This is a genomic window from Streptacidiphilus rugosus AM-16 (assembly GCF_000744655.1).
GTDB classification, from domain to species: Bacteria; Actinomycetota; Actinomycetes; order Streptomycetales; family Streptomycetaceae; genus Streptacidiphilus; species Streptacidiphilus rugosus.
In genome coordinates, this window is sequence record NZ_JQMJ01000004.1 from 4,318,009 (window position 1) to 4,340,084 (window position 22,076).

The following is a 22,076-nucleotide window of genomic DNA, read 5'->3' on the forward strand; positions in this document are numbered from 1 at the left end:
ATCTGATGGACCGTCAGGCGGTACCGTGGTGCGGGGCGGCAGAGAAGTCAAGAACGAGGCGGCCATTCACACCCGCGCGGATCAGCCCTCTCCCGGCCATTCGCTGCGCAGCAGGGACCAGAACTCCTGGTCGTGGCGCACGCCCCGATAGAGGAAGGCCTCCCGCATCGCGCCCTCCGCCCGCATCCCGACCCGCTGCGCCGCCGCGCGGCTCCGCGTGTTCCCGGTGCTGTTGACCCACTGCACGCGGTGCATCCCGCGCTCCTCGAAGGCGTACGCCAGCAGCCGCCGTACCGCCGCCGTGACCAGCCCGCGCCCCTCCCCGGCCGGCTCGGTCCAGACCCCGATCTCACAGTTCCCCGCCGCCGCGTCAAACGCCACGAACATGACCCCGCCCACGAGCACGCCCGACAGCCAGATCCCGTAGATCCGCCCGGTGTCCGCCGCCTGCCGATCGGCGTAGCTCTGGAGCGTCGCACGAGCGGAGGCGAGGTCGGTCGACTTGGCGGCCCAGGGAATCCAAGGGTCGACGTGGTCGCGTGCCCGGTCCATGTGGGCCAGGAACTCCTCGGCCTGCCACGGCTCCAACGGGCGGAGCTCGGCGTCGTCGGCGAGCGGGACGGCGTACATGGGCATTCCTGTTCGTGAGGTGGCGATGATGCAGCGGGGGCGGTACGGCTGCGTCGTAGTTCTGATGCTACTGAGCTGCAGGCATGCGTGCGGGCGTGCCGATGGGCCGCCGGGTGGGCGGCTCATCGGCTGTGGGGTTGTTCAGTGGGGTAGCGGGTGTTGGGGGGTGGGGGTGTGTCGGGTGGTGGGACGGCTGTGGGTCTGCCGTTGCTCATTTCGAGTTCCCAGCCGGTGTGGTGGAGGTCGGTGTGGTGTTCTCCGCAGAGCAGGGCGAGGTTGTTCAGGCTGGTGTGGCCGCCGTCGGCCCAGTGGGTCAGGTGGTGGGCCTCGCACCAGGTGGGCGGCCTTGTGCAGCCGGGCCAGACGCAGTGCCGGTCCCGGGCGATGACCGCGTCCCGCAGGTGCGCGGGGACGGTGCGGGTGGCGCGGCCGATGGAGACCGGCTTGCCCTGGCCCTTGGTGAGGATCACCCGGAGCCGGCAGTCGCAGGACTCCTTACGGGCCTGCCACCGCGGCAACCGAAACCCCCGCGTGGAGGTGGCGACACCGACCGGGTGCAGCAACCCCGACACATCGTCGTCGGCCGGGGACCCTTCGGGGTCGTCGTCGGTGAAGGTGGGGTGGGCGGGGCACTCCTCCCGCAGCGCGTCCAGGTCCGCGATGACGGTGAAGTGGGGGCGCTGACCACCGGTGGTGGGCAGCTTGTCGCACCCGAGCGCGAGGTCGGCGACCGCCTCGAGGGCGTCGCCCATCCGCTCCGGATGCGTCCGGGTCTCCCCCTCGACAGGGGTGCCCATCGCCGCCTCCAGCGCCACACGCAGCTTCTCCCCCGCCACCGCCGACAGCTCCGCCGTCAGCACCCAGAACGGGTCATCGCTGGTGCCGGTCTGCGACAGCCTCGCCGTGGAACGGAACAGCGCCGGGGCATCCTTCACCTGCGGCTCCTGCTCCTCCACCAGATGGGCACGGACCTGCCGGGCCGCCTGCTTCAACTGCCCCAGGTGGAGTTCCTTCGCCTGCCCGACCAGGAGATCTTCGGCCTGCTCCCGAGCCTGGGGGTCCTCCACGTCGGTGATCTCGTGGGCGATGACCTCCGCCTGGCTCCCCGACAGCTCTCCCGCCGCCTGCGCGGCGCGGACGGTGCGCAGGGTGTCCAGGCGGCGTGCGCGCTCGACGAGCTGCTTCGCCGCCCGGTCGCTCAACTGGCCGTGCGTCTGCAGGAACCCCTTCGCCGTCCGCGAACGCGTCGCCGCCACCGCACCCGTGCGGTCGAACACCGCCACCCGACGCGCCAGCTCCGCCCCCACCATCTCCTCGAAGCGGACCAGCGCGAGAAGCTGCTCGGCCTGGAACGGGGCACCGGCCGCGCACAGGGCGTCGTCGTCCTCCGCCGCCAACGCGGCCAGGAACGTCAGAGAAGAAGAGGGCAGGGTCCGCAGCGGCTCGGTGCTCGCAGCACGGGCCTGGCGGGAGCTTGAGGGGGTCAGGGGATCCGCACGGAACACGTCCCCCAGCGAGGCAGAAAACACCTCACCCATGGACGCATCTCCGTCTTCACACCCGCCCCCGAACATCGAGGCGTCCATAGAACAATTATCAATCCCCGCCCACCCCGCCACCATGGCCCGTCGTGACTATCTTCCGAACACGAACGAGTTAGTCATTCTGTTCGATTTGATCCACCATCACTCGCTCGCAGCAGTCCGGCAGGCGTTTCCGGCCCACTCACGGTTGTCTAGCCTCCATGGCGGGCGCCAGCGGCACGGAGGTGGGGCCCCTGGCCCGTTGGGAGGGCGGACCGACATGAGCGCAGCACCCCACCATCGCCGCACGCCCTCGCCCGGGACCTCCCCCGTCGCCTCCCCCGTCACCTCCCCTTCCGCCACGGCCGCCACCTCCGCCGCCGCGTCGACGGAGCGTGGCCGGGCGGCGCGGAAGCGGCTGCGGCGCAGCGCGCTCGGTGACTGGGTGCCGGCCGACAACCGTGTCGACCCGATCGTGATCCTGGAGCACCAGGCCGCCAGCCGTGTGCCCGAACTGGTGCCGATCCGCTACAGCCGGATGGCGGACTCCCGCTTCGCCTTCCTCCGCGGTGCGCCCGCGATCATGGCGGCGGATCTCGCGGCCGGACCGCACTCCGGCCTGGAGGTGCAGCTCTGCGGTGATGCCCACCTGTGCAACTTCGGGCTCTTCGCCGCGCCGGACCGGCAGCTCCTCTTCGACCTGAACGACTTCGACGAGACGCTGGCCGGCCCCTTCGAATGGGACGTGAAGCGGCTCGCCGCGAGCGTCGCCGTCGCCGCGCGGCAGAACGGCGGGTCGGACGACGAGGCGGGCAGCGCCGCCCGTGCCGCCGCGCGTGGGTACCGGGAGGCGATGGGCAGCCTGGCGGGGCTGGGCGAGTTCGAGGTCTGGTACCGCCGCACGGACGTCGACGAACTGCTGAGTCTGACGCGCCGCAGGGCCGGGCGACGGCAGGTCGAGCAGACCTTCGCCCAGGCGCGCCGCAGGACCAGTCTCCAGGCACTGGAGAAGCTCACAGTCCTGGGGGCGGACGGCGAGCATCGGATCGTCGACGACCCACCCCTCGTCGAGCGCACGCCGCGCTCGGATCTGGCGGTGGTCCAGGAGGTGTTCGACGACTACCGCGCCAGTCTCCCGCCCGAGCTGCGCGTGCTGCTGGACCGTCACCGGCTGGTCGACACCGCGCGCAAGGTGGTCGGCGTGGGGAGCGTGGGCACCCGCTGCTTCATCGTGCTGATGCAGGGCCGGCAGCACGGTGATCCCCTCTTCCTCCAGGTGAAGGAGGCGGAGGAGTCGGTGCTGGCACGCCATCTCGCGCCGAGTCCGCACCGGCACCAGGGGCGCAGGGTCGTCGCCGGGCAGCGGCTGCTCCAAGCCTCGGGCGACATCATGCTCGGCTGGGCGACCGGTCCCGAGGGCCGCTACTTCTACCTGCGTCAGCTGCGCGACATGAAGGGCGCCGCCGACGTGGAGACGCTGACCGGAGCGCAACTGCGACGCTACGCCGCGCTCTGCGGGCAGACGCTGGCGCGTGGGCACGCCCGCTCGGGCGACCGGGTCGCGCTGGCCTCGTACCTGGGCTCGGGCGACGCCTTCGACCGGGCGATGGGCGAGTTCGCCCTGCGCTACGCCGAGCAGACCGCCGCCGACCACCGGGCGCTGCTGCACGCGATCGAGACCGGTCGCGTGAGCGCCCCGTCCTGACCCGCGCCCGTGCGCTGCACGATCACCGCACCCGGCTCAGGGCCGACCCGCCTCCGTGCGGGCCAGGTCCTGAAGGCCGACCACACGCAGCAGTTCCAGCCGCTCCGCCGAGACGCTGCCCGCCACCGCCGTGTAGACCAGCAGCCGCTGCTCACCACCGTCGTTCACCAGGACCTCGCACGCCAGCTCCAGCTCACCCACCACCGGGTGCTGGATGCGCTTCACGTCGCTGCGCCGCTGTGCGACGTCGTGCTCCGCCCAGAGCATGGCGAACTCCGCGGAGCTGGCCAGCAGCCGCTCCACCAGCCGCGCCGCGCGCCGGTCCTCGGGACGTGCGGCGGCGACCGCGCGCAGATGGGCGACGTGGGAGCGCCCCAGGCGCTCGTGGTCCTCCTGCGGGATGAGGGCACGGGACTCCGGCTCGGTGAACCAGCGGAGGACGATGTTCCGTGAAGCGGCCGACCGGGCCGCGCTGTCTCCCCAGAGTGCCTTGGCCATCGCGTTCTGCACCAGGATGTCGCCGAGGTCCGAGATGACCTGGGCGGGGGTGTCCCAGAGGCGGTCCAGGATCAGCAGCAGGCCGGGGCGGACGTGGTCCGCGACGGAGTGGCGGGCCGGTGGCTGCTGGCCGGCCAGATGGAAGAGATGGTCGCGTTCGTCGGCGCTCAGCCGCAGGGCGCGGGCCAGCGCGCCGAGCAGCTGCGCTGAAGGTCTCGGACCGCGCTGCTGCTCGAGCCGGGTGTAGTAGTCCACCGACATCCCCGCCTGCGCCGCCACCTCCTCACGGCGCAGCCCCGGCGTCCGCCGACGCGCACCGTCGGGCAGACCAAGATCGGCGGGGCTCAGGCGAGTGCGGGAGCGGCGCAGGAAGTCGGCCAGTCCGGGGCGGTTCATGCGGTCGGTGCCATCCATGCCTACCAGCATCGTCGCTCCTCCCGCCCTGATCCAGGGAGTGCCGATCCCTGGATCAGCAGGTCTCTGCCGTTCCCTGTCCACACGCCGCAGGCTGAAGTCACCGAGGAGCCCGCGCACAGCGGATCGCGGACAGCGGACAGCGGACAGCGGACAGCGGACAGCGGACGAGACGGAGAACGAGGGAACACCATGACGATGACGACGACGATTCTGGTCACCGGCGCGACGGGGCAGGTCGGGCGGCGGTTCGTGCCGCGGCTGCTGCAGTGGGCGGCGGCGGGTGAGACGGTCCGGGTGCTGGTGCGGGACGAGGAGCGCGCAGCGCGGTTCACCACGCTGGGCGCGGAGGCGGTGATCGGCGATCTGCGCGAGGCCGGGAGCAGGAAGCGCGCGTTGGACGGCGTGGACGCGGTGGTGAACGTGGCCGCAGCCTTCCGGGGCGTGCCCGAGGCGGAGTCCTGGGCGGTCAACCGCGACGCCGCTGTGGCGCTGGGGCACGAGGCCGTCGAGGCCGGGGTGCGGCGCTTCGTGCAGACGAGCACGAACCTGGTCTACGGCGCGGGCCGCGGCCGTCCTGCCGAGCCCACGGACGAGCTGCGGCCGGAGAGCGGTTGGGGCGTCTACCCCACCACCAAGGCGGAGGCCGAGGCGGGCCTGGCCGCCGTCCCCGGCCTGAACCCGGTGGTCGTGCGGCTCGCCTTCGTCTACGGGGAGGGTGACCCGCACCTGGCGCAGGCGGCGCACTTCATCGCCGACTGGCCGGCCCACAAGCGCCTGCCGATGGTCCACCACGCCGACGTGGCCCAGGCCCTGCACCGGGCGCTGCGCACGCCGGGCATCGAGGGACGCGCGTTCAACGCGTCCGACGACGCCCCGGTCACCGCCTGGGACCTGCACCGCCTCAACCGGACGGCCTTCCCGCCCGCGAACGCCGACGCGGTCGACCCCGATCCCTGGAACGGCATCGCGGACAACCTGTCGCTCCGCGACGAGCTCGGCTGGCGTCCCCTCTACCCGTCCGTCTGGACCGCCCGCGACGCCGGGGCCCTGTGACGCAGAACCTGCACCGCACAACCCCGCACCGCACAGCCTCGACCGCGCAGCCCCGCACCGAGAAGCTCCGTGACGCGCAGCTCCGCACCGCGCCGCCCTGCACCGCGAAGCACCACGCGACGCAGCCCCGTGACGGGGTAACCCGAAGTCGTCGCTCACCCCATGGCCACCGGCCGGAAGTGCGTCGTCAGCCGACCGTCCTCGTCGATCACATGGAACAGCAGCCCCGGCGGGACGTCCGCGAGCACCGCGGACGTACGGCCCGGACCGTGCTCCCAGGGGAGCCGCAGGGTCGAGACGACGCCCGGCGCCACCAGCAGCGGGCGGCCGGCGAAGGTCGTGGCGACCGGCGCGTGGGCGTGCCCGCACACGAAGGCGAGCAGGTGCGGATGCCGCTCCGCGACGGCGGCCAGCCGCTCCTCGCCGAACTGCCGGATGGAGTCGGTGAACCGGCTCTGTACGGTGACCGGCGGATGGTGGAACCCCACCAGCACCGGCACCGTCCGCGGGGTCCGGGTGAGCAGCTCGTCGAGCCAGGCGAGCGTGGCGTCCTCCAGCAGCCCGTGGTGTTCGCCGGGGACGGAGGAGTCGCACAGGGCGACGACGAAGCGGTCCGTCTCCAGCGCCTGGTTCACCGGCCCTCCTGACGGCGCTTCACCGAGCAGTCCCTCCCGGAAGGGGGCGCGCGCGTCGTGGTTCCCGGGGCAGACCAGCACCGGGTGACGTGAGGTCAGCAGCCTGCGCGCCCGCGCGTACTCCTCCGGCGCGGCGTGGTCGGCGATGTCCCCGGTGACCAGGACCGCGTCGAGGTCGTAGGGCAGTCGCTCCAGATAGTCCATCACCGCCCGCGTCCGCGCGACACTGTGCCGCTCGGCCTTCCTGCCGCCCGCGTCGAGGTGGATGTCGCTCAGATGCGCGATAACGATCATGCGGCCACCCTACGGAGCCCCGCCGACGACGAGCCAACGGGTGCCGACGGACCGAACGGGCGCGGACCACCCGCCTGGGGGATCGTCGGGGCCCACCGCTGCTGCGACGCTTCTGCCATGGAGCTGAGCACCGCGCCCGGTGACGCCGTCGCCGTGCTCGCGGCGCGGTTGGAGGCGGCCGTTCTCGGGCTGCCGCCGAAGGACGGGGTGGGGGTCTTCGGCGGGATGTACCTCCAGGTGACGGAGGCGGTCGGGCGGCGTCTCGGCGAGGACGGCTACTTCCGGGGTCCGGCCGAGGTGGCGCGGCTCAGCACGCTCTTCGCGGAGCGCTTCCTCGACGCGCTGGCGGCCCCGCTGCCGCCCGCCTGCTGGCGGCCGCTGCTGGCGCTGCGGCGTCATCCCGGCATCCTGCCGGTGCAGTTCGCCCTCTCGGGGATGAACAGCCACATCGAGCACGACCTGCCGCTCGCGGTCGTCGACAGCTGCCTCAGCCTCGGCTGCGCGCCGGAGGCGCTGGCCCCCGACTTCCACCGGATCAACGACCTGCTCGCGGCCGTCGAGGACCGGATCCGTGAGGAACTCGCACCGCTCCCGCAGGACCTGGACGTGGCCGATCCGCTGCTGCACCTGCTCGGCTCGTGGAGCATCGACGCCGCCAGGGACGCGGCCTGGGTGTCCGCCCGGATGCTCTGGGACCTGCGGGCGCGCCCCGACGCCTACGCGGCCGCCGCGGCGGCGCTGGACCGCTCGACCGGAATGGTCAGCCGCTGCCTGCTCACTCCCCTCGGGGAGATGAGCCGACAGCGGCCGGCCTGATCACCTTCTCGTCGCGTCAGCGCGTCACCAGCTGGCGTGCAGCGGCTTGCCCTCCGCGTAGCCGGCGGCGCTCTGGACGCCGACGATGGCCTTCTCGTGGAAGTCCGCCAGCGAGTCCGCGCCCGCGTAGGTGCAGGAGGAGCGGACGCCCGCGATGATCGAGTCGATCAGGTCCTCGACGCCGGGACGGGCGGGGTCGAGGAACATGCGGGAGGTGGAGATGCCCTCCTCGAACAGCGCCTTGCGGGCGCGGTCGTAGTTGGACTCCTCGGCCGTGCGGTTGCGCACCGCGCGGGCGGAGGCCATGCCGAAGCTCTCCTTGTACTGGCGGCCGTCGGCGGCCGTCTGCAGGTCGCCGGGCGACTCGTAGGTGCCGGCGAACCAGGAGCCGATCATGACGTTGGAGGCGCCGGCGGCCAGCGCCATCGCCACGTCACGCGGGTGCCGGACACCGCCGTCGGCCCAGACGTGCTTGCCCAGGCGGGTCGCCTCGGCGGCGCACTCCAGCACGGCGGAGAACTGCGGGCGGCCGACGCCGGTCATCATCCGGGTGGTGCACATGGCGCCGGGGCCGACGCCGACCTTGAGGATGTCCGCGCCCGCCTCGACCAGGTCGCGCACGCCCGCCGCCGAGACGACGTTGCCGGCCACGATCGGGACCTGCGGGTCCAGGCCGCGCACGGCCTGCAGCGCGTTGATCATCGACTCCTGGTGGCCGTGGGCGGTGTCCACGATCAGCACGTCCGCTCCGGCCTCCAGCAGCGCCTTGGCCTTGCCGGCCACGTCGCCGTTGATGCCGACGGTGGCGGCGATGCGCAGCTTCCCGCCGGCGTCGACCGCCGGGCGGTACAGGGTGGCGCGCAGGGCGGCCTTGCGGGTCAGGATGCCGACCAGGTCGCCGCGGCCGTCCACGACGGGGGCGAGCTTGCGGTGGGCGCCGGACAGCCGCTCGAAGGCCTCGCGCGGGTCGATGCCCTCCTCCAGGAGCAGCAGCTCCTTGGTCATCACCGAGGCGAGGCTGGTGAAGCGGTCCACGCCCTTGCAGTCGGCCTCGGAGACGACGCCGACCGGCTTGCCGTCCTCGACCACGACCAGCGCGCCGTGGGCGCGCTTCGGCAGCAGCGAGAGCGCGTCGGCGACCGTCGCGCCGGGGGCGAGCGTCACGGCGGTGTCGTGGACGAGGTGGCGCTGCTTGACCCAGCTGACGACCTCGGAGACGACCTCGATCGGGATGTCCTGCGGGATGGCGACGATGCCGCCGCGGCGGGCCACCGTCTCGGCCATCCGGCGGCCGGCGACCGCGGTCATGTTGGCCACGACCAGCGGGATGGTCGTGCCGGTCCCGTCGTTGCTGGAGAGGTCCACCGCCTGGCGCGAGCCCACCGCGGAACGGCTGGGGACCATGAAGACGTCGTCGTACGTGAGGTCGTAGGGCACGGCGGGACGGGGGTCCAGCTCGCCCGTGACGGGATTCAAGAACCGCATGCCTCCAGCGTACGGGGCTGCTCAGCGCGGTTCATGGCGCAACGCTACAAGGCGGCGGGCCGAAAACGGCCCGCACCTCGTAGGATCGTCCAAATCGAGTTGTAGCTATGCACAAGGCATGATCGTCAGACCCGGCGAACCCAGGGTGCGCTGTCGGTTGCGGCCTGCGCGTCGGCCCGCAGCGCCTCGATCGCGGCGGCCGGGTTGTCCGCACCGTACACGGCCGAGCCGGCGACGAAGACGTCCGCGCCCGCGTCGGCGCAGCGCTCGATGGTGGACGCGGAGACGCCGCCGTCGACCTGGAGCCAGAGCTGCAGCCCGTGCCGGTCGATCAGCTGCCGGGTGCGGCGGATCTTGGGCAGCATGATGTCGAGGAAGGACTGACCGCCGAAGCCGGGCTCGACCGTCATGATCAGCACCATGTCCAGCTCGGGCAGCAGGTCCTCGAAGGGCTCGATGGGGGTGGCCGGCTTGAGCGCCATGGACGCCCGTGCGCCGAGGGCGCGCAGGTCGCGCGCGAGCCTGACCGGCGCGGCGGCGGCCTCGGCGTGGAAGGTCACCGAGCCCGCGCCCGCCTCCGCGTACTGCGGGGCCCAGCGGTCAGGGTCGTCGATCATCAGGTGGCAGTCGAGCGGGATGTCCGTGGCCTTGCGCAGCGACTCGACGATCGGCAGGCCGAGCGTCAGGTTCGGCACGAAGTGGTTGTCCATCACGTCCACGTGCAGCCAGTCGGCCCCGCGCACGGCCTCCGCCTCCTCGGCGAGCCGGGCGAAGTCGGCGGACAGGATGCTGGGACAGATCTGGGGCATCTCACGCACTCTCGTTCAGACCAGGACGGAACTTGCGACGGGAACCTGCGACAGAAGGGGGCCGCACGACCCCCTCCGGGCCATCATGCCGCACCCGGGCCGTCGGCCCGAACTGCCGAGCGAGCCAGCGGACGGAGGTGCGACCCCTGCGGCCGTGCGGCCGACCGGACGGCTACTTCCGGCGCAGCAGCGCGAGGTACATCGCGTCCGTGCCGTGGAGATGCGGCCAGAGCTGGATGTCCGGGCCCTCGCCCAGGTCCGGCACGCCGGGCAGCAGCGGACGGGCGTCGATCCACTCGACGTCGTCGCGGTCCTTGAGGACGTCGTTGACGACGACCCTGGTCTCGGCCAGGTGCGGCGAACAGGTCGCGTAGCCGACGACCCCGCCCGGACGGGTGGCCTCGATGGCCGAACGGAGCAGCGCCCGCTGGAGCGGCGCGAAGTTCGCGACGTCGGCCGGGCGGCGACGCCAGCGCGACTCGGGGCGGCGGCGCAGCGCGCCGAGGCCGGAGCAGGGGACGTCGACCAGCACCCGGTCGAAGGCAGCGGGCCTCCAGGCGGGACGGGTGCCGTCGGCGGTGATCACCACGTAGGGGCCGGGGTTGCCGTCGAGCGCCCGCGCGACCAGGCGGGCGCGGTGCGGCTGTGCCTCGGACGCCACCAGGGCCGCGCCGCGCTCGGCGGCCAGCGCGCCGAGGAGGGCCGCCTTGCCGCCGGGGCCCGCGCAGCCGTCGAGCCAGACCGCGTCGCTCCCGCCGGCCAGCGGGGCGGCGGCGAGGGCGGCGGCGACCAGCTGGCTGCCCTCGTCCTGCACACCGGCGCGGTTCTCGCGCACGGCCTTGAGGTCGGCCGGGTCGCCGCCCTCGGCGAGCCGGAGCGCGTAGGGCGACCACCGGCCGGGCTCGGTCACACCGCCCGAAGCCTCACGGTCCCCGTCACGGTCACCGTCGCCGCCCGTGTCCGTGTCCGCGTTCGCCGTGTCGGCGTCGCGCTCCAGGGCGTCGCGGAGCTCCTCGACCGTCGAGCGGCCGGGGCGGGCGACCAGGGTGACGGCCGGGCGCTCGTTGTCGGCGGCGAGCAGCTGCTCCATCGCGGTGCGGCCGGCGGACTGCGGCTGCCAGACTCCGAGGGAGTCCCACAGCGCGGAGACGACCCACCGCGGGTGCGAGAAGAGGACGCCGAGGTGCTCCTCCGCGTCGTCCTCGTAGGGCGGGGCGACCTGCTCCAGCCAGGTGTCCAGGTCGTGCTGGGAGATCTTGCGCAGCACCGCGTTGACGAACTTCGCCGGGCCCTCGGTGAGCACGGTCCTGGCCAGGTCGACGGTGGCCGAGACCGCGGCGTGGGTCGGGATCCGGGTGGCCAGCAACTGGTGCGCACCGAGCGAGATGACGTCCAGCACCGGCGGGTCGATCCGGCTGAGCGGACGGTCGACGCAGGCGGCGATGATCGCGTCGTAGCTGCCGCGCATCCGGAGCGTGCCGTAGACGAGCTCGGTGGCGAAGGCGGCGTCGCGGCGGGTGAAGTTCACGTCCTGCTCGGCCTTGCGCAGCAGCGCGGGAAGCACCAGGTTGGCGTACGCGTCGCGCTCGTCGACGGCGCGGAGGGCGTCGAAGGCGACGCGGCGGGCCGGGTCCTGCGCGGGCTTGCGGTAGGGGCGCTTCTTCGCCGGGGCCTTGGGCGCGTTGCGGGAAGGGGTGGTCATCTGCTCTGGCCTTACTGAAGGTGCTGACGGGGGCTATCTGCGTGCGGTGGTCTCCGCATGATCCATGATGCCCCATCTCCGCCCCGAGCTCGTCCTGATGCGGCGTCAGACACGTGCCGCCCGCCTGGGCGGCGGCTCGGCCGAACCCGCACGCGAAGCCGTGGCGGCGACGCTGCGCGGCCACGGCTCCATCCCCGGCGCGGACCGACCGGCACCCGCGTCGCGGGCACCTGCTCCGGCTGCCGCGTTACCGACGGTCAGCCCAGGCGCTCGCGCTCCTCCACGCGGGCGCCGCGGGCCCAGTCGCCCGCGGACATCCGCTTCTTGCCCTGCGGCTGCACCTCACCGAGCTCGATCTCGTGCGAGCCCGTACCGACACGGACGGTGTTCTTCTGCACCAGCACCTCGCCCGGGCCGAGCTCCGAACGGCCTGCCGCCAGGCGCAGCGAGGCGACCTTGAGGCGCTCGCCGCGGAACTCGGTCCAGGCGCCGGGGGCGGGCGCGCAGCCGCGCACCACGCGGTCGACCCGCAGAGCGGGGGTGGTCCAGTCGATCCTGGCGTCCTCGACGTTGATCTTCGGCGCCAGGGTGACGCCGTCGCCGGGCTGCGGACGCGCCTCCAGGGTGCCGTCCTCGATCCCGTCCATCGTGGCCACCAGCAGCCGCGCACCCGACACCGAGAGGCGGCCGAGCAGGTCGCCGCTGGTGTCGTCGAAGCGGATCTCCTCGGTGACCGTGCCGTAGACCGGTCCCGAGTCCAGGCCCTCCTCGATCAGGAAGGTCGACGCGCCGGTCACCTCGTCGCCGGAGAGCACCGCGTGCTGGACCGGGGCCGCGCCGCGCCAGGCCGGCAACAGCGAGAAGTGCAGGTTGACCCAGCCCTGGGCGGGGACGTCCAGGGCGGACTTGGGCAGCAGCGCGCCGTAGGCGACGACGGGGCAGCAGTCCGGGCCGATCTCGGCCAGCCGGGCCAGGAAGTCGGGGTCGCGCGGCCGCGCCGGCTTGAGCACCTCGATGCCCGCCTCCTCGGCGCGCTGGGCGACCGGGCTGGAGACCAGCTTCCTGCCGCGCCCGGCGGGGGCGTCGGGGCGGGTGACGACGGCGACGACCTCGTGCCGGGAGGCGATCAGCGCGTCCAGGGCCGGGACGGCGACCTCGGGCGTGCCTGCGAAGACCAGCTTCATGGGTGTCCTGCCTTTCGGAGCGGAGCAGTAAGGGAGACCGGGCTCGGGCTGGGCGGTCAGCTCACAGCGCGCGACCGAAGGTGCTGTGCGGGGAGACCCGCACCTGCGGGGCGGCGTCGCCGGACCACTCCGCCTCCCGGATCGCCCGCATCGCCTCCTTGCGCTGCTCACGGTCCAGCCGGTCGATGAAGATGATCCCGTCCAGGTGGTCGGTCTCGTGCTGGATGCAGCGCGCCAGCAGCTGGGTGCCCTCGACGGTCACCGGGTCGCCGTGCATGTTGACGCCCTTGGCGACGACGCCGAAGGCGCGGCGGGTGTCGAAGGTGAGCCCGGGCAGGGACAGGCAGCCCTCGTCACCCTCCTGCTGCTCCTCGCTCAGGTCGAGGACGGGATTGATCAGGTGGCCCAGCTCGCCGTCCACGTGGTAGGTGAACACCCGCAGCGAGACCCCGATCTGAGGCGCCGCCAGCCCGGAGCCCGGGGCGTCCTTCATGGTCTCGGTCAGGTCCTTGACGAGGGTGCGCAGTTCCTTGTCGAAGGTGGTCACCGGCTGCGCCTTCATGCGCAGGACCGGGTCCCCGAAGATGCGGATCGGCTGGATGGCCACGGCGCGGACTCCCGTCGTCAGGATGGAGGCGTGCAGGGGCGGCGGCGCGCCGCCCGGGGGGCCGGGAACGGGGTTTCGCCGTGCACAGGACGACAAGTCTATGAGGTCGGGCGGGGTCTCCGGGCGGGGGCTCATGTGTCCGGTGCGCGCCAACCGCGCGAGCCCCGCGCGCCCTCGTGCGCGCCCCCACCGTGACCGATCCGACACTTCGCCCGTTGGTCAAAGGAGATTGACCGCCGGAACCTCCCCTCGGGGTCCGCCCGCCGCCGTCCGAGAGGCCAGATACTCGCCATGGTCGAACACGCCACCCACGACGCCCGAGCCCGGGCCAGCCTGCACCTGCTGGTCCGCGACATCGAACGGGTGCGCCGTCAGGTCGACGCCCTGCGCACCCTGACCGCCCAGCTCGGCAACGTCTACCGGCCGCGCCGCCCCACCACCGCGGCGGGCTTCGTCGTCTACGGCCGCGCCCCCGCCCCGACCGTCAGGCTCGCGCAGGAGCTGCGGGACAGCGTGGAGGGTCTGGTCGCGGCCGCGGTCGAGTTCGACCGTTCGCTCGGCTTCTCGTGGGACGCGGTGGGCTCCGCGCTCGGCGTCACCAAGCAGGCGGTGCACCGCCGGTACGGGGTCCGCCGCAACGCGCCCGACGGCGCGCCGCTGCAGTCGGGGCACCCGGGGCCGCAACGCGCGCCACTGGACGACGAGGACACCATCGTCGCCGAGAGCCCCGAGGCGCAGGTGGCGGAGCTGCCGCTCCCGCATCAGCAGCAGGGGCTGCGCGCGCCGATCCCCTCCGCGCGCCGCGGCCCCGCGCTGCCGGGCTCCGCGCTCCCGGGCCCCGCCCTCCCCGCCCGCTACCCGGGCTGACGCCCGCACCCCCGGCAGACGGGGACCACCTGCGGCCCCGGGGAACGTTGGGCAGATGAGGTGCCACCTCGGGGGCGCGCGCCCCTGGGGCCGTGCCTGGTTCCTCGCCTGCGGAAGCCCGCGCTCCTGGGGTGGCACCTCGCCTGCAGAAAAGCGCGCAGCGCTGGGGCTCAGCCGATGTCCGGAGGGTCGATGCGGACCCGGACGGGGTCGGCGCGGCCGCGGGCCAGGCGGGCCGCCTGGGCGGCCTTGAGCGCGGTGGCCAGCGCCGCGCCGCGGCCGGGCGCGACGCGCAGGAGCACGCGGTCGACGCGGTCCTCGCCCCGGCCCACCGGGACGGCCACCGGGCCGAGCAGGTCGGTGCCCTCGGGCAGCCGGGTCAGGGCCAGCAGGTCGGCCACCGCGGCCGGAGCGCCGCTGACCGCCGCCATCCTGGAGACCGGCGGGAAGCCGAGCTCCGCCCGCTCCGCGAGCTCCGTGGCCGCGTGCCCGGCCGGGTCCCAGCGGACGAGCGCCTGCACCGGCCGGAGCGAGGGCTCGGCGACGACCACGACCGTGCCGCCCTGCTCCGCGCCGCGCACCAGCGCGCTCGCGGACAGCCAACGGCGCAGCGCCTCCTCGCCCGCGCGCAGATCCGGTCGGCCGAGCAGCACCCAGGCGTCCAGCAGCAGCGCCGCCGCGTAGCCGGGGCCCTCGGCCACCGGTTCGGCGCCCGGGGTGGAGACGACCAGCGCCGGGGCGGCCGGCACCGTCGTCAGCACGCCCTCACGCCCCGAGGTCCGCACGGGGACCGAGGGAAAGGCCCGGCCGAGCTCGTCCGCGGTGCGCCGCGCGCCGAACACCTGGGCACGCAGCTTGAAGCCGCCGCACTCACGGCAGTGCCAGTCGGCCTCGGGACGGCCGCACCAGGCGCAGCCGAGCGGCCCGGCCGCGTCGTGGGCCTCCAGGGGGCCCGCGCAGTGCGCGCAGCGGGCCTGTTCGCGGCAGCGGGCGCAGGAGAGCCTGGGCACGTAGCCGCGCCGGGGCACCTGGACCAGCACCGGGCCGTGCGCGAGCGCGTCCCGGACGACCCGCCAGGCGAGCGTCGGCAGCCGCGCGGCGAGCGCGGCGGCGTCCGCGGCCTGGTCGTGGTCGCCGACCGTCCGCACCAGCGGCGCGGCCCGACGGGTCTCCTCCCGTGGGGCGGCCAGCGGCCGGGCCCAGCCGGTCCGCAGCAGCTGCGCGGCCTCGACGGTGACCGCGAAGCCGCCGACGAGCGCGCCCGCCCCCGCCTCGGCCGCGCGCAGCAACAGGACGTCGCGGGCGTGCGGCTGCGGCGCGTGCGGCTCGCTGTGCGAGCTGTCGCCGTCGTCCCACACCGCGACCAGGCCCAGGTCGGCGACGGGCGCGAACATCGCCGCGCGCGTCCCGACCACGGCCCGCACCGCGCCCCGGCTGACCGAGAGCCAGCGGCGGTAGCGCTCCTCCGCGCCGAGCTCGGCGGTGAGCGCGACGTGGCGGCCGTCGCCGAGCAGGTCGGCGAGCGCCCGGTCGAGCCGGGCGACGGCGCGTCCGTCGGGCAGCAGCACGAGCGCGCCGCGCCCCGAGGCGAGGGTGGCGGCGACGGCGCGGGCCAGTTCGTCGGGCCAGGTCGGCCCCGGGAGCGCCGACCAGACCGCACGGGGGGACTCGCCGGCCGCGAGCGCCGCGAGGAAGGAGGGGCCCTCCGGGTACCGGGCCCAGCCCGCCGGCGCGGGCGCGGGCACCGGCCCACCCGGCGGTTCGGCCGCGAGCTCGCCCTCGGGCTTGTTGTGCTTGGGCGGCACGGCCAACTGCAGCACGTCGGCGAGCGTCCCCGCGTAGCGGTCGGCGACGGCACGGCAGAGCCGCAGCAGCTCCGGGGTGAGCACCCGCTCCGGCGAGAGCACCTGCGCCAGCGGCGCGAGCGGGCCCGCGAAGTCACTGGCCGCGAGCCGTTCGACGACGTACCCGTCGACGAGCTTGCCGCCCTCCCGGCGCCCCTGGCCCTTGACCACCCGTCCGCCGAAGCGCACCCGCACCCGCACCCCCGGCTGCGCGGACTCGGCGAGGCGGGCCGGGACGGCGTAGTCGAAGAACTGGTCGAGGTGCGACAGGGCCTTGTCCACGACGACGCGGGCGACCGGCAGCGTCTCCGCGACCGGCTTGGGTTTCGGGCGCGCCTTGGCACGCCGCAGCTCGGTCCGGATCAACTCCAGCTGCTCGCCCTGCGGCTCGGCGGCGGAGTCCTGAGCGGCCGGGTATTCGGCGGCGGGGTGTTCGGCGGCGGAGTCCTGAGCGGCCGGGTCTTCGGCGGCGGGGTGTTCTGAGTGGGCCATCGCTCCCCCAGTCCTACCAGATGCCACCGACAGCGGCCGCGCTCAGCCCAACGCGCGGACCGCTTCCGCCACCGGGGTCGGGCCGCCGACCAGTTCCAGGGTGCGGCCCGCCGCCGCGCCGGTGGCGAGGAGTTCGGCCAGGACGGTCGCGACGTCGGCGCGCGGGACGCCGCCGGAGGCGAGCGGCGGGTCGGTGAGGGTGACCCGGCCGGTGGCCGGGGTGTCCAGGAGCCGGCCGGGACGCAGCACGGTCCAGTCCAGGGCGCGGCCGCGAAGGTCGTCCTCCGCCTGGGTCTTGGCGTCGACGTAGGCGGCCCAGACCTCGTCGGTGCCGGGAGCCGGCGGGCTGCCCGCGCCCATGGTCGAGATCTGCACGAAGCGCCGCACTCCGGCCGCCTCCGCCGCCCCGGCGAGCAGGACGGAGCCGTCGCGGTCGACCGTGTACTTGCGCTCCGCCGTGCTGCCCGGCCCGGCGCCCGCCGCGAAGACCGCGGCGTCGGCGGCGTGCTCGCGCAGCGCGGTCGCGACGGCGGCGACGTCGGAGCGCTCCAGGTCGAGGACGACCGCCTCGGCTCCGGCCGCGCGCAGGTCGGCGGCCTGGGTGGGGTCGCGGATCAGGCCGATCGCGAGGTCGCCGCGGCGGGCCAGCTCGCGGGCGAGGTGGAGGGCGATCTGGCCGTGGCCGCCTGCGATGACGATGCGCATGTCCGCACGCTAACCCCTCCTCCGCGCGTTTGCCGTGCGCCGGGCGGGCGTGTTTGGATAAATGAACAGCGGTTCACTTATCGCCGGTGCAGGTCTCACGGAGGGCGGGCGCGGTCCCATGGCAGGTCGGCCGAGGAGCGTGGACGACTCGGCGATCCTTGCGGCCGCGGTCCGGGTGATGGGCCGCACCGGACCGGCCAGGCTGACGCTGGCTCTGATCGCGGCCGAGGTCGGCCTGGTGCCGGGCACGCTGGTGCAGCGCTTCGGCTCCAAGCGGGGTCTCCTGCTGGCACTGTCCGAGGCCTCCCTGCGCGCCTCGGAGCGGGGCTGTGCGGAGATCCGGGCGGCGCACGACACGCCGCTGGACGCGCTGGCCGCGCTCGTGGCGGACACCATGGGCGCGGTGACCACGCCGGAGGAGTACGCCAACCATCTCGCCTTCCTCTGCGCCGATCTCGGCGACGAGGAGTTCCGCGCCCTCGCGCTGGCTTTCCACCAGGTGCAGGACCGGGCCGTCCGCGCGCTCGTCGACGACGCCGTCGCGTCCGGCGGTCTGCGGCCGGAGACGGAGGTCGCGACGCTGGCCGCGACCGTGCAGGCGGCGGTCGCGGGCGCGGGCCTGCTCTGGGCCATCGACCGCAGGGGCACCTTCGCGGCACGCCGCCGCGAGGCCCTGGACGCGGTCCTCGCACCGCATCTGGCGCGCCGGACGGTTCTCTGACGATCCGTGCGGAACCCGTGCAACCTCCCGGTGCGTGCCCGGAGTAGTGAGGGTCGGAGGGGACAGCCGGTCCCCTCGTTCGTTCACCGTCATCCGAGGAGACCTGTGTCCACGACACGGATCAAGGCCGTCGCGGCCGTCGCCACCGTCGCCGCCGCCGTCGCGGGGGTCGCGCTGTCCGGCATCGCCTCCGCCGCGCCGACGCCGCACCACGCCCCTGCCGCCGCCCACGACGCCGCGGTAAGGAACACCGCCCGGAGCACCGCCGTGCAGAGCGCCGCCGACAGTGCCGCCACGAGCGGGGCCGAGCGGGTGCGGCTCGGCGAGGGCCGCGTCGGCGGCGTCGCCTGGTCGGTCGCGCTGGAGTACTACCGCACGCTGCCGAAGGGCTACACCGTCCCGACCTTCCCGCCCGGCGTGAAGACGCCGACGTTCACCGGCCTGCTCTGCGAGCGGATGTACCTCGGCGGTGTCCGGATCGACCACCAGGGCGGCCCGTGGGCCGACTGCTCGCCGGTGACCGGCCCCCGGCAGGCGCTCGGCGACGAGGGACTGTTCGGCTTCACCGCCAAGGGCACCAGCGGCACCCGGCTGTTCGTCGCCGAGAACAGCGACAGCACCGCCTACGCCGTGGTGACCTTCACCAACGGCCGGACCTACCGGGCGTCCTCCGCGCACGTGCCCGGTACCGGGTTCTCCGGGTACGCCGTTCCGATCGGCAAGGGCCAGTACATCCGCAGCGTCGACACCTTCGACGCCCACGGGCACCGGCTGACCCACCAGACCGACTGGCACTGAGCGTGCGGATCGGCGCGGGCGCCGACGTTCCCGCGGGCGGTGGCGAGCGCGACTTCAGCGCGTTCGTCGCCGCCCGCTGGGCGGCCCTGGTGCGAACCGCGTACCTGCTCACCGGAGACTTCCACGAGGCGGAGGATCTGGTGCAGGCGACGCTGACCAAGGTGTACCCGCAGTGGCGACGGCTCGACCGGGGGACCGTCGACGCCTATCTGCGCCGGTCGCTGGTCAACAACAACCGCAGCCGCCACCGACGGCGGCGGGTGGCCCAGCTGCTGGTGCCCCTGGTGCCGGAGCGGCCGGCCCCGGTCGCGCAGGGCGGTGGTGGACCGGCCGACGGCGAGCGGGGCCTGCTGATGGCGGTCCTGGCCGAACTCCCCGAGCGGCAGCGGGCGGTGGTCGTGCTGCGGTACTGGGAGGATCTGTCCGCCGAGGAGGTCGCCGACATCCTGGGCTGCTCCGTCGGCACGGTGAAGAGCCAGGCGTCGCGTGCCCTGGCCAAACTGCGGGAGCACCCCGCACTGAGCGAGTACGCACTGTCCGGCCCGGGAGCCCGATCATGACGAACCATCAGTCCTCCGAACCGCCCGGCGCGGAGCCTGAGCGGGCCGAGGCCGAAGCCGAGGCCGAGGCCGTGCACCGGCTGCTGGAGCGAGAGGTCCGCGGGCTGCCGCCGTCGGCCCCGCCGATCGCCGAGCTGGTCCGGGCCGGGCGCGCCCGCGCCGCCCGCCGTACCCGGCTGCGCGCGGCGACAGCCGTCGCCGCCTGCGTCGCCGCCGCCTGCGCGGCGCTGCCGGTGCTGCACGCCGCGAAGGGGCCGAGCGGTCCTTCCCCACTGCGGACCGCCGCCGCCTCGCCGTCGAGGCCGTCCAGGCCGTCGACCATCCTGCTGGGCTCGGGCGTGCTGGACGGGACGGCCTGGTCCGTTCGGGCGGAGTTCCCCGGGCCGACGGCCGGGTCGGCCGACGGGGAGCTCTGCCTCGACATGGTGATCGGCGGCGTGCGGGTCGACCGGAGGGCGGGCCCGCACCCGGACTGCGACCGCCCGGACGGCGGCCGCAGGGAGGCGGTCTTCGTCGCCGACGGCACACCGCTGCGCCTGTTCGTCAGCTACGGCGCCGACGACGTCGCCTCCGTCGTGCTCACCTTCTCCGACGGCACGACCGCCCGCGCCGCGGCCAGGCCGATGCCGGGCACCCCGCTCAGGGGCCTGGCCGTCCCGATCGGCGCCGGCCAGGTGATCGCCGTCGTCGACGGGTACGACTCCCACGGCAGCCTGGTGCACCGCGAGACCGACTGGCGCTGACGGCGTGCGGCGGGCCAGCGGTGGGTCAGAGGTCGAGCGTGACCCGGTAGCGGCGCAGCCAGGCGTCCATGGCCAGGACGATCTCGCCCGCGTTGCGGATGTCCGAGCCGGGGGCCGAGGCGACCGTCTCGGCCAGGGCGGGAAGGTCGAGGAGGTCGCGCACGGCGGCGTTCGGATCGCCCAGCAGGTCGCGCAGGTCGGAGCGGAGCGTCTCGGCATAGCGGGGGTCCTGGGTGGAGGGGTAGGGGCTCTTGACCCGTCGGGCGACGCTGTCCGGCAGGACGTCCCTGCAGGCGGCACGGAGCAGCGACTTCTCCCTGCCGTCGAAGGTCTTCAGCGCCCAGGGCGTGTTGAACACGTACTGCACCAGGCGGTGGTCGCAGAACGGCACCCGCACCTCCAGGCCGGTCGCCATGGAGGCGCGGTCCTTGCGGTCGAGCAGGATCTGCACGAACCGGGTCAGGTGCAGGTAGCCGACCCCACGCATGCGCCGCTCCGTACCGGTCTCGCCGGCCAGGCGGGGTACCTCGGCGAGGGCCTCGTGGTAGCGGGCCTCCTGGTAGCCGGGCAGGTCCAGCTTGGCCAGCAGACCGGGCGTCAGCAGCGCGTTGGGCGCCAGTCCGCTGCCCTGCGCGGCGAAGCCCTGCTCGATGGCGAAGAGCCAGGGGAAGGTGCCGCTGTTGACCGCCTTCGGATCGTGGAACCAGCTGTAGCCGCCGAAGACCTCGTCGGCGGCCTCACCGGAGATGGCGACCGTGGAGTGCTCGCGGATCTTTCTGAAGAGCAGGTAGAGCGAGGTGTCGCCCTCGCCGAGGCTGAACGGCAGGTCGCGGGCGACCACGACGGCGTCGCGGTTGGCGCGCTCCATCAGGTCGTCGGAGTCCAGCAGCACGACCTCGTGCCGCGAGCCGACGTGGTCGGCCAGGGCCTGTGCGAACGGGCCGTCGGGTGTGCCGCGCAGCGAGTCCGGCCGGAAGTTCTCCGTCTGCCCGACGAAGTCCACGGCGAAGGAGCGCACCGGCCCCTCCCCCGTCCCGGCCAGGCGCTTCGCGGCCAGCGCGGTGATGACGGAAGAGTCCAGGCCGCCGGAGAGCAGGGTGCACAGCGGCACGTCCGCGACGAGCTGGCGGGCCACGATGTCGTCGAGTAGTTCGCGGACGTGGGCGACGGTGGTGTCCGTGTCGTCGGTGTGCTCGTGCGCCTCCAGCGCCCAGTAGCGGCGCTCGGTCGCCCCCTGCCGTCCGACGCGCAGCGTGTGACCGGGCCGGAGTTCGCGCATGCCCCGGTAGACGGCGTGGCCGGGCGTCTTGACGAAGGCGAGGAGTTCCGCGAAGCCTTCGAGGTCGACCGCCGCCCTGACCTCGGGGTGGGCCAGGACGGCCTTGGGCTCGGAGCCGAAGATCACTCCGTCCGGGGTGCGGTGGTAGTAGAGCGGCTTGATGCCCATCCGGTCGCGGACCAGCAGCAGTTCCTCGCGCCGGGGGTCCCACAGCGCGAACGCGTACATGCCGTTGAGGTGCGCGGTGAAGTCCTCGCCCCACTCCAGGTAGGCGTGCAGGGCGACCTCGGTGTCGCTGAGGGTGCGGAAGACGTGTCCGCGGGCGGCCAGATCGGCGCGCAGCTCACGGTAGTTGTAGATCTCTCCGCTGTAGGTGACGGCCACCAGGGTCCGGCCGTCCCGCTCCACCGTCATGGGCTGCCTGCCGCCCTCGAGGTCGATGACGGCGAGCCTGCGGTGCCCAAGGCCCACGTGCCGGTCGAGCCAGACGCCCTCGCCGTCCGGCCCCCGGCAGAGCATGGTCTCGGTCATGGCACTGAGGGTGGCGTGTTCGTTGCTGAGGTCCCGGTCGAACGAGACCCATCCCGTGATCCCGCACATGCGGCTGCGTGGCCCTTCTTCGAGGGTCGGCTGCGTCGCCCCGTGCGGCCGCCGACGAGACGACGCTAGGAGCGGTTCTTGCGCGAATCAACGGTGCGTCAGCCGAATC

20 protein-coding genes are annotated in these 22,076 nt (G+C 74.0%); 8 read left to right on the forward strand and 12 right to left on the reverse strand.

What is annotated here, in order from left to right:
* Nucleotides 1-81 precede the first annotated feature (81 nt).
* Nucleotides 82-630, reverse strand: a complete 549-nt coding sequence (locus BS83_RS28785; RefSeq protein WP_037606401.1) for a GNAT family N-acetyltransferase — start codon at nucleotides 628-630, stop codon at nucleotides 82-84.
* A gap of 122 nt (nucleotides 631-752) precedes the next feature.
* On the reverse strand, nucleotides 753-2,168 hold the full coding sequence (locus tag BS83_RS28790) for an HNH endonuclease signature motif containing protein (RefSeq protein WP_198035322.1): 1,416 nt from the start codon (nucleotides 2,166-2,168) through the stop codon (nucleotides 753-755).
* Nucleotides 2,169-2,433: 265 nt separating this feature from the next.
* Between BS83_RS28790 and BS83_RS28795 the strand changes: the two genes are divergently transcribed.
* The gene (locus BS83_RS28795; RefSeq protein WP_084714255.1) at nucleotides 2,434-3,858 is read left to right on the forward strand and encodes a DUF2252 domain-containing protein; all 1,425 of its coding nucleotides are present in this window, start codon (nucleotides 2,434-2,436) and stop codon (nucleotides 3,856-3,858) included.
* A gap of 36 nt (nucleotides 3,859-3,894) precedes the next feature.
* On the opposite strand, the gene BS83_RS28800 is transcribed toward BS83_RS28795, so the two are convergent.
* Complete coding sequence (locus BS83_RS28800; protein ID WP_051945629.1) at nucleotides 3,895-4,752, reverse strand: helix-turn-helix transcriptional regulator; 858 nt, start codon at nucleotides 4,750-4,752, stop codon at nucleotides 3,895-3,897.
* Nucleotides 4,753-4,968: 216 nt separating this feature from the next.
* On the opposite strand from BS83_RS28800, the gene BS83_RS28805 reads away from it, so the two are divergent.
* The gene (locus BS83_RS28805) at nucleotides 4,969-5,826 is read left to right on the forward strand and encodes an NAD-dependent epimerase/dehydratase family protein (protein WP_037610057.1); all 858 of its coding nucleotides are present in this window, start codon (nucleotides 4,969-4,971) and stop codon (nucleotides 5,824-5,826) included.
* A gap of 155 nt (nucleotides 5,827-5,981) precedes the next feature.
* Here BS83_RS28805 and BS83_RS28810 read toward each other — a convergent pair whose 3' ends face one another.
* Nucleotides 5,982-6,755 carry a metallophosphoesterase gene (locus BS83_RS28810; RefSeq protein ID WP_037606404.1) on the reverse strand — a complete coding sequence of 258 codons (774 nt, stop codon included), beginning with the start codon at nucleotides 6,753-6,755 and terminating at the stop codon, nucleotides 5,982-5,984.
* A gap of 117 nt (nucleotides 6,756-6,872) precedes the next feature.
* On the opposite strand from BS83_RS28810, the gene BS83_RS28815 reads away from it, so the two are divergent.
* Nucleotides 6,873-7,571: a DUF5995 family protein gene (locus BS83_RS28815; protein ID WP_037606405.1), complete on the forward strand. Its 699-nt coding sequence runs from the start codon at nucleotides 6,873-6,875 to the stop codon at nucleotides 7,569-7,571.
* Nucleotides 7,572-7,595: 24 nt separating this feature from the next.
* Here BS83_RS28815 and BS83_RS28820 read toward each other — a convergent pair whose 3' ends face one another.
* The 5 genes from BS83_RS28820 to def form a co-directional block, all read right to left on the reverse strand.
* The gene (locus BS83_RS28820; RefSeq protein WP_037606406.1) at nucleotides 7,596-9,056 is read right to left on the reverse strand and encodes a GuaB1 family IMP dehydrogenase-related protein; all 1,461 of its coding nucleotides are present in this window, start codon (nucleotides 9,054-9,056) and stop codon (nucleotides 7,596-7,598) included.
* A gap of 125 nt (nucleotides 9,057-9,181) precedes the next feature.
* Entirely contained in the window at nucleotides 9,182-9,865 is a 684-nt protein-coding gene (gene rpe, locus BS83_RS28825) for a ribulose-phosphate 3-epimerase (protein WP_037606407.1), read from the reverse strand.
* 172 nt (nucleotides 9,866-10,037) lie between these two features.
* Nucleotides 10,038-11,567 (reverse strand): RsmB/NOP family class I SAM-dependent RNA methyltransferase, encoded by a 1,530-nt coding sequence (locus tag BS83_RS28830; protein WP_037606408.1) that lies wholly within the window; start codon nucleotides 11,565-11,567, stop codon nucleotides 10,038-10,040.
* Between the two features lie 257 nt (nucleotides 11,568-11,824).
* Nucleotides 11,825-12,751 (reverse strand): methionyl-tRNA formyltransferase, encoded by a 927-nt coding sequence (gene fmt / locus BS83_RS28835; RefSeq protein WP_037606409.1) that lies wholly within the window; start codon nucleotides 12,749-12,751, stop codon nucleotides 11,825-11,827.
* A 61-nt stretch (nucleotides 12,752-12,812) separates the two neighbouring features.
* Complete coding sequence (def, locus tag BS83_RS28840) at nucleotides 12,813-13,358, reverse strand: peptide deformylase (protein WP_037606410.1); 546 nt, start codon at nucleotides 13,356-13,358, stop codon at nucleotides 12,813-12,815.
* A gap of 291 nt (nucleotides 13,359-13,649) precedes the next feature.
* On the opposite strand from def, the gene BS83_RS28845 reads away from it, so the two are divergent.
* Nucleotides 13,650-14,225: a hypothetical protein gene (locus tag BS83_RS28845; protein WP_037606411.1), complete on the forward strand. Its 576-nt coding sequence runs from the start codon at nucleotides 13,650-13,652 to the stop codon at nucleotides 14,223-14,225.
* A gap of 170 nt (nucleotides 14,226-14,395) precedes the next feature.
* On the opposite strand, the gene BS83_RS28850 is transcribed toward BS83_RS28845, so the two are convergent.
* Together BS83_RS28850 and BS83_RS28855 are read right to left on the reverse strand one after the other, a co-directional pair.
* Nucleotides 14,396-16,561, reverse strand: coding sequence for a primosomal protein N' (locus tag BS83_RS28850; protein ID WP_084714260.1), 2,166 nt, complete (start codon nucleotides 16,559-16,561; stop codon nucleotides 14,396-14,398).
* A gap of 42 nt (nucleotides 16,562-16,603) precedes the next feature.
* Nucleotides 16,604-17,266 carry an NAD(P)H-binding protein gene (locus BS83_RS28855; RefSeq protein ID WP_037606412.1) on the reverse strand — a complete coding sequence of 221 codons (663 nt, stop codon included), beginning with the start codon at nucleotides 17,264-17,266 and terminating at the stop codon, nucleotides 16,604-16,606.
* A 139-nt stretch (nucleotides 17,267-17,405) separates the two neighbouring features.
* Here BS83_RS28855 and BS83_RS28860 point away from each other — a divergent pair, with 139 nt between their 5' ends.
* From BS83_RS28860 to BS83_RS42300, 4 genes are all read left to right on the forward strand, one after another.
* Nucleotides 17,406-17,987 carry a TetR/AcrR family transcriptional regulator gene (locus tag BS83_RS28860; RefSeq protein WP_232248513.1) on the forward strand — a complete coding sequence of 194 codons (582 nt, stop codon included), beginning with the start codon at nucleotides 17,406-17,408 and terminating at the stop codon, nucleotides 17,985-17,987.
* Nucleotides 17,988-18,092: 105 nt separating this feature from the next.
* Nucleotides 18,093-18,785: a hypothetical protein gene (locus BS83_RS28865; RefSeq protein WP_037606414.1), complete on the forward strand. Its 693-nt coding sequence runs from the start codon at nucleotides 18,093-18,095 to the stop codon at nucleotides 18,783-18,785.
* 2 nt (nucleotides 18,786-18,787) lie between these two features.
* The gene (locus BS83_RS28870; RefSeq protein ID WP_232248514.1) at nucleotides 18,788-19,345 is read left to right on the forward strand and encodes a SigE family RNA polymerase sigma factor; all 558 of its coding nucleotides are present in this window, start codon (nucleotides 18,788-18,790) and stop codon (nucleotides 19,343-19,345) included.
* Nucleotides 19,342-20,088: a hypothetical protein gene (locus BS83_RS42300; RefSeq protein ID WP_051944219.1), complete on the forward strand. Its 747-nt coding sequence runs from the start codon at nucleotides 19,342-19,344 to the stop codon at nucleotides 20,086-20,088. Before BS83_RS28870 ends, BS83_RS42300 begins: the two co-directional genes overlap by 4 nt.
* 25 nt (nucleotides 20,089-20,113) lie before the next feature.
* Here the strand turns inward: BS83_RS42300 and asnB are convergent, their stop codons facing one another.
* Nucleotides 20,114-21,967, reverse strand: a complete 1,854-nt coding sequence (gene asnB / locus BS83_RS28885) for an asparagine synthase (glutamine-hydrolyzing) (protein ID WP_037606417.1) — start codon at nucleotides 21,965-21,967, stop codon at nucleotides 20,114-20,116.
* Nucleotides 21,968-22,076 lie beyond the last annotated feature (109 nt).